This window comes from Terrabacter sp. P5_B1, assembly GCF_056400505.1.
In genome coordinates this window covers 45013-51635 of record NZ_JBFULD010000003.1, presented here as the reverse complement: position 1 = coordinate 51635, position 6623 = coordinate 45013, and the positions used below count along the sequence as shown (strand labels likewise).

Genomic DNA, 6623 nt, shown 5'->3' with positions numbered 1-6623 from the left:
CGGCTGGGGCGCCCGCTCCGGCCACCCCACCCCCGGCGGCCGCACCGCGGCCGGCTTCCCCGACAGCGGACCCTGCCGAGGGAGACGAGGACGAGGATCCGTGAAGGGCCCTCAGGCCCAGAGCGATCGAGAGGGCGAGCACGGCAACGGCCACGGCGAGCGCAGCCAGAGCCCTGCGCCATGAGCGGGATGTGAGGCGCGGCAGGTGGGGCGTCGCAGTCATGGCATACCTTCCGACGGGTCGCCCGTCGTGGCCGGTGAGCCGTGCAGACCGGGACCGCGTGCGTGGCGACGTACTTGTCATGAAGGACACGCTGCGGGCGCAGAACGTTGCGAGCCCGATGCCCGTGGTCGGGCCGGTCACCCGGCGCGCGAACCGGATGAAAGAGTGACGGCATGAGCAGGACGGTCGCGGTCATCGGTGGTGGCATCAGTGGGTTGGCGGCAGCCTGGGAGCTCAGCCGCCTCGGCGACCTGTCCGTCACGGTACTCGAGGGCTCCGATCGTCTCGGTGGGAAGCTCCGGCTCGAGGACGTCGGAGGCGTCCGCATCGACGTCGGCGCCGAGTCGGTCCTGGCCCGCCGGCCGGAGGCCCTGGCACTCTTCGCGCAGCTCGGGCTCGACGACCTCACGACGCACCCCGGGCCCGCCGGCGCGGCGATCGTCTCGAGGGGACGGCTCTGGCCGATGCCGCGCGGCACCGTCATGGGAGTGCCCTCCGACCCCGAGTCGGTGCGCGGGCTCCTCACCGACGAGGAGGTGGATCGCCTCGCTCACGAGACCGTCGGCCGCCCGGTCGTCGGCGACGTCTCGGTGGGCGACCTCGTCGACGCCCGGCTCGGCGTTGCCGTCACCGACCGGCTCGTCGAACCGCTCCTGGCCGGCGTCTACGCCGGTCATGCCCGCGAGCTCTCCGCCGAGCAGGCGGTGCCGGCGCTGGCGGCGGCAGCGCACGAGGGACGTCCGCTGCTCGACGTGGCCCGGGCCGCAGCCGACGCCTCGACCAACGGGTCCCTGGCGGGCCGCCCCGTCTTCGCCTCGCTCGTCGGCGGTCTCGGGACGCTGCCCGAGATCCTGGAGCGCGAGCTCGTCACCGCCGGTGTCCGGGTGCGCACCGGCGCCCTCGCCCGCGGCCTGCGTCGCGACGGTGCCGGCTGGGTCGTGTCGACCGGGCCCACGACCGAGGTCGTCGACGAACGGTTCGACGCCGTCGTGGTCGCGGTCCCCGCGGCGCCGACCTCACGCCTGTTGCGTGACGTCGCCCCCGCGGCGGCCACGGCCCTCGCGACCGTCGAGTACGCGTCCATGGCCATCGTGACGTTCGCGCTCGAAGGGCCCGCGCCGGCCGTGCTCGGCGGCAGCGGCTTCCTCGTCCCGCCCACCGAACCGCTCACGATCAAGGCGTCGACCTTCAGCTCGGTCAAGTGGCCGTGGCTCGCCGCCGCCCGTCCGGACCGCACGTTCCTGCGCGCCTCGATCGGCCGGCACCGCGAGGAGGCGACCCTGCAACGGTCCGACGACGAGCTCGTCGCCGTGGCGCTGGCCGACCTGTTGACCGTCCTCGGGCCCGAGGTGCCCGCTCCCGTCGCCACCCAGGTGCAGCGTTGGGGCGGGGGACTGCCGCAGTATGCCGTGGGCCACCGCTCGCGCCTGGCGCCCACCCGAGCGCTGCCCTCGGGGCTCGCCCTGTGCGGGGCGGCCTACGACGGCGTCGGGATCCCGGCCTGCATCGCGTCCGGACGGGCGGCCGCCCGTGCGGTCGTGACCCCGTGAAGGGACGCCGGGGACTGCGGGGGATGATGGACCCATGAGCGAGCGCCTGACCCCGTCCCAGATGCGAGAGATCAACGACACCATCCGCTACTGCATGTGGTCGGTGTTCAGCACCGTCACACCGCTGGGCGACGACCGGGCCAAGGTGACCGCCGAGCTCGAGGCGTTCCTGGCCGACATCAGCGGCGAGGGCGTCGCGGTCCGCGGCATCTACGACGTCGCAGGCCTGCGCGGTGACGCCGACTTCATGATCTGGTGGCACGCCGAGACGATCGAGCAGCTCCAGTCCGCCTACCACCGCCTGCTGCGCACCGAGCTCGGCCAGCACCTCGAGCCGGTCTGGAGCAGCGCGGCGCTGCACCGCCCGGCTGAGTTCAACAAGAGCCACATCCCGGCGTTCATGGCCGACGAGGTCGCCCGCAAGTACGTCTGCGTCTACCCGTTCGTCCGCTCCTACGAGTGGTACCTCCTCGAGGACGGTGAGCGTCGCGACCTGCTCCGCGAGCACGGCCAGATGGCGCGGGACTTCCCGGACGTGCGCGCCAACACCATCGCGTCGTTCGCGCTGGGCGACTACGAGTGGCTGCTGGCCTTCGAGGCTGACGAGCTCCACCGCATCGTCGACCTGATGCGCGAGCTGCGCGCGTCACGGGCCCGGATGCACGTGCGCGAGGAGATCCCCTTCTTCACCGGGCCCCGGGTCGAGGCTGCCGAACTCGTCGCCAACCTGCGCTGACGCCTGCCGCTCGGCGACCTCGGGCCGTCAGTCGTCGATGGCCCGGGCGAGGATGGCGATGATCGGGATGAGCAGGAAGACCAGCCACGTGTCGGTGCGGAAGAACGCGACGAGCGCGATGAACGGCGACAGGTACACGAGGGTTCGTGCGACTTTGCTCCTCGTGCTGGACCGAGCGGTCGCGGGGCGGGCCGCGTTTCTGCCCGCGCCCTTCCCGGTCGCGCCCTCGAGTCTCGGCCGGGGCTCGGGCAGGTCGGTGAAGAGCGAGCTCAGGTCACGTCGGACGATCGCGTCCGTGGCGCGGCCCCGCCGGTCCTCGTAGTCGTTGGCGTCGAGGCGTCCGGCCGCGTGGTGCTCGGCCAGGGCGGCCAGGGCCTCCTCGCGCTCGGCGCTGCCGATGCGGATGTCGCCGTCGTCCTGCATAGGACGAATCTAGGCGAGGAGGCTTGGCCGCGGCACTCGAGGTGGAACCTCTGGCGCTCGGGCTCAGGCCTGGCGACCCGGGTCCTCGTCGGGCTGGAGGCGCAGCGAGATCGAGTTGATGCAGTAGCGCTGGTCCGTCGGCGTGTCGTAGCCCTCGCCCTCGAAGACGTGCCCGAGGTGCGACCCGCAGTTGGCGCAGCGGACCTCGACACGCTTCATCCCGAAGGTTCGGTCCTCGATGTACTCGACGGTGTCGCCGGCCAGCGGGGAGTAGAACGACGGCCACCCGCAGTGCGACTCGAACTTCGTGTCACTGCGGAAGAGCTCGGTGCCGCAGGCGCGACAGGAGTAGACGCCCTGGGTCTTGGTGTCGGTGTACTCGCCGCGGAAGGCCGGCTCGGTGCCGGCCTGTCGCAGCACCTTGTACTCGGCGGGCGTCAGGGCTGCGCGCCACTCCTCGTCGGTGCGCTGGACGGCATACGGCTTGTCGGAGGTGCTGTGGTGGCTCATGCCCTGACCAACGCCACGCCGCCCGGGTTTGTGCCCCGGGTCGGCCGCGGGGGGGACGGGGTCTGCTCGGCGCGGCGCGCCCGTCGCCTTCCCGTGCCGCAGCACCCTCCTTTGCGACGATGAGGGCGTGCAGCTGCGCCGTCTCGTCTCGCGCCCGGTGCTCGTGGCGGCGGCCGCGGGCACCGGTTCCGTGCTGGGTGCGGCCGGGGGCTCGGTCGCTGCAGCGGCGTACTTCGCTCGGAAGGTGATCACGCCGGACGAGCTGCAGCCCGACGACGTCGAGATCGTGCGCCACGACGCCGAGAGCCTCACCTTCGCCCTGACCCCCGAGACCCTCCGCCCTGGCCGCTACGGCGTGTGGCTCGACGCGGGAGCAGGCCACGCCCGGGTGGGCGAGATCGTCGACACGAACGCCACGTCGGTCACCCGCCGGCTCGTCGCCGTCGACCGCGGACGGATCGAGGTGGGGCCGGCCCGCTGGAACCAGTACTACTACTGGGACCGCCCCTCCGTCAGCCTCGGCCTGCCGGACGAGGACGTCAGCATTCTCTCCGACGTCGGCCTGCTGCCCGGCTGGCTGGTCCGCCCTGCAGGCGGGACTGCCGGGAGCGACTGGGCGGTCCTGGTGCACGGCAGGGGTGCGCGCAGGGAGGAGACGCTCCGTGCCGTCCCGGTGCTGCGCGATGCAGGTTGGACGAGTCTCGTCACCGCCTACCGCAACGACCGCGACGCCCCACGAGGACCGGACGGGCGCTACAACCTCGGCCTGTCCGAGTGGCGCGACGTCGAAGCCGCCATGGGCCACGCCGTGTCCCAAGGGGCGCGGCGCATCCTGCTGTTCGGGTGGTCGATGGGAGGCGCCATCGTGCTCCAGGCGCTCGACCGTTCGCCGCTGTCCGACTACGTCGTCGGGGTGGCCCTCGACTCCCCGGTCATCGACTGGGGCGTCGTGCTGCGCCACCACGGCCGACTGCACCGAGTTCCCGGGCCGCTCGTACGGGTGGCGACCGACCTGATGGGCTCGTCTCGCAGCCGGCGCCTCGTCGGGGTGCGCGAGCCGATCGACGTGGCCCGCACCGACTGGGTCGCCCGGGCGGACGAGCTGCGCCACCCGATGCTCCTCGTCGCCTCCGACGGTGACGCCTTCGTGCCGATCGGCCCCGCAGTGGCGCTCGCAGGGCGCAGACCCGACCTCGTGCGCTTCGAGCGCTGGGAGACGGCAGGGCACTGCCGGGAGTGGAACCACGACCCGGAGCGCTGGGAGCGTGTGCTCCGTGAGTTCGTCCAGAGTCGTTGACCCGTTGACCCGTTGACCCGCTGACCCGCTGACCCGCTGAACCGCTGAACACCCCGGGGGTGGTCAGCGGCGGACGGACCAGCGACCCATCAGGGTGCCGTCCTGCTCGACGAGCAGCTCGACGTCGAGGTTCCCGGGCGTTCCGCCCGGGCCGACCGGTCGGGGGTGCACGCCCCCGACGACCCGAGGGCTGATCGTGAAGCAGAGCTCGTCGAGCTGCCCGGCCGCGAGGAAGGAGCCGAGCAGGCTGGGGCCGCCCTCGGTGAGGACCTGCGTCCAGCCGCGGCCGTGCAGGGCTGTGACGAGCGCGCTCACGTCGAGCGTGTCGTCCCCGCAGACGAGGACGTTCTCCTCGCCCAGGTCGCGACGGGCGCCGGCGACGCCGGGTGCGGCAGCCGGGACCGCCAGGAGGACTCGACCGTCCCGGCATCCGCTCAGGGTCGGCGGGACGTCCCCCCGCTGGCTGACCGCGACGAGCGGAAGGTCGTCAGGGAGCCCGCGCCCGCGCCGGAGTCCTGCGAGCGAATCGTGCACGGAGAGTGGGGAATAGCGCTCGGTACGGACCGTGCCCGCGCCCACCACGACGACGTGGCTCAAGGCTCGCAGGACCTCGAACACGACGTGGTCGGCGTCGCTGTTGATCGACCCGGAGCGTCCGTCGGCCCCGGTGGCGGCCCCGTCGAGGGACGTGACCATGTTGCAACGGACCCACCGCTCACGCGGCGCGGCGTAGGCGGCGAACAGGCCTGCCGTGTCGAGCTGGGTCATGGCGGGCACGCCGGACCGGCCGGGAACGAGCAGGAGCATGCGGCCAGTATCGGCGACGGGAGGGGGCGCCCGCACGATCGGTGGCCTCCTTTCCCGTCGCGCCGGGCGCCGTTCGGGCAGGATGACGCCATGGGCAAGGGCGCGAAGGGCAAGCACGGCAAGTCCGACAAGAAGCTGGGCAAGAAGGCGCGAAAGGCCTCGAGCAAGGCCGCGGCCGAGGAGGTGAGGCAGCAGGCCCGCGAGGACGAGGCGATCGCGGAGCACGAGGCCGAGGCGGTCCAGGAGATCAAGGACGTCGCCAACACCCTGCGTGTCGGCAAGGGCTTCGTCCTCGCCGACGTGGACACCTCGGCGACTCCCGGCTTCACCGGCGACAAGATCGCCGGCAAGGCGGCGCTCAAGGCGTGCGAGAGCGAGCTGTCCGACCTGCTGGAGCGGCTCTTCGCCGAGTCGACCGCCGGCTCGAAGCGGTCGGTCCTGCTCGTCGTGCAGGGCATGGACACCTCGGGCAAGGGCGGCCTCATGCGCCACGTCATCGCGGTCAACCCCCAAGGCGTCAAGGCGACCGCCTTCAAGGCGCCGACGAAGGAGGAGCTCGCGCACGACTTCCTCTGGCGCATCGAGAAGGCCTTGCCCGAGCCCGGCGAGCTGGGCGTCTTCGACCGGTCACACTACGAGGACGTGCTCGTCGTCCGGGTGCACGAGCTCGTCCCCGAGGCCGTGTGGTCCAAGCGCTTCGCGCAGATCAACGCCTTCGAGCGCAAGGCCATTGCCGCGGGCACGACCGTCATCAAGGTGATGACGCACGTCTCCAGGGACGAGCAGAAGGCGCGCCTGATGGAGCGACTCGACCGGCCGGACAAGCACTACAAGTACAACCCGGGTGACGTCGACGAGAGAGGTCACTGGGGCACGTACATGGAGGCCTACCAGACGGTTCTCGACAAGACGTCGACGGTGGGGGCGCCTTGGCACGTCGTGCCCGCCGATCGCAAGTGGTACGCCCGGCTGGCCGTGCAGCAGCTGCTTCTCGAGGGACTGCGGGGCATGAACCTCCAGTGGCCCCAGGCCGACTTCGACGTCGAGGCCGAGAAGAAGCGGCTCTCCGCCAGCTGA

General features: G+C 72.1%; 7 protein-coding genes. 4 read left to right on the top strand and 3 right to left on the bottom strand.

Annotated features, from left to right (window positions below; all coding sequences use genetic code 11):
• Positions 1–396 precede the first annotated feature (396 nt).
• Both hemG and hemQ read left to right on the top strand, forming a co-directional pair.
• Positions 397–1773, top strand: a complete 1377-nt coding sequence (gene hemG, locus AC1DP0_RS00685; protein WP_478081827.1) for a protoporphyrinogen oxidase — start codon at positions 397–399, stop codon at positions 1771–1773.
• Positions 1774–1807: 34 nt separating this feature from the next.
• Positions 1808–2509, top strand: a complete 702-nt coding sequence (hemQ, locus tag AC1DP0_RS00680; RefSeq protein WP_478081825.1) for a hydrogen peroxide-dependent heme synthase — start codon at positions 1808–1810, stop codon at positions 2507–2509.
• 27 nt (positions 2510–2536) lie between these two features.
• Here the strand turns inward: hemQ and AC1DP0_RS00675 are convergent, their stop codons facing one another.
• Together AC1DP0_RS00675 and msrB are read right to left on the bottom strand one after the other, a co-directional pair.
• On the bottom strand, positions 2537–2932 hold the full coding sequence (locus AC1DP0_RS00675; RefSeq protein WP_478081823.1) for a DUF1707 domain-containing protein: 396 nt from the start codon (positions 2930–2932) through the stop codon (positions 2537–2539).
• A gap of 63 nt (positions 2933–2995) precedes the next feature.
• Entirely contained in the window at positions 2996–3442 is a 447-nt protein-coding gene (gene msrB / locus AC1DP0_RS00670) for a peptide-methionine (R)-S-oxide reductase MsrB (protein ID WP_478081821.1), read from the bottom strand.
• A 127-nt stretch (positions 3443–3569) separates the two neighbouring features.
• Between msrB and AC1DP0_RS00665 the strand changes: the two genes are divergently transcribed.
• Entirely contained in the window at positions 3570–4739 is a 1170-nt protein-coding gene (locus AC1DP0_RS00665) for an alpha/beta hydrolase family protein (protein ID WP_478081819.1), read from the top strand.
• A gap of 63 nt (positions 4740–4802) precedes the next feature.
• Here the strand turns inward: AC1DP0_RS00665 and AC1DP0_RS00660 are convergent, their stop codons facing one another.
• Entirely contained in the window at positions 4803–5546 is a 744-nt protein-coding gene (locus AC1DP0_RS00660) for a dihydrofolate reductase family protein (protein ID WP_478081817.1), read from the bottom strand.
• 90 nt (positions 5547–5636) lie between these two features.
• Here AC1DP0_RS00660 and AC1DP0_RS00655 point away from each other — a divergent pair, with 90 nt between their 5' ends.
• Positions 5637–6623, top strand: coding sequence for a polyphosphate kinase 2 family protein (locus AC1DP0_RS00655; protein WP_478081815.1), 987 nt, complete (start codon positions 5637–5639; stop codon positions 6621–6623).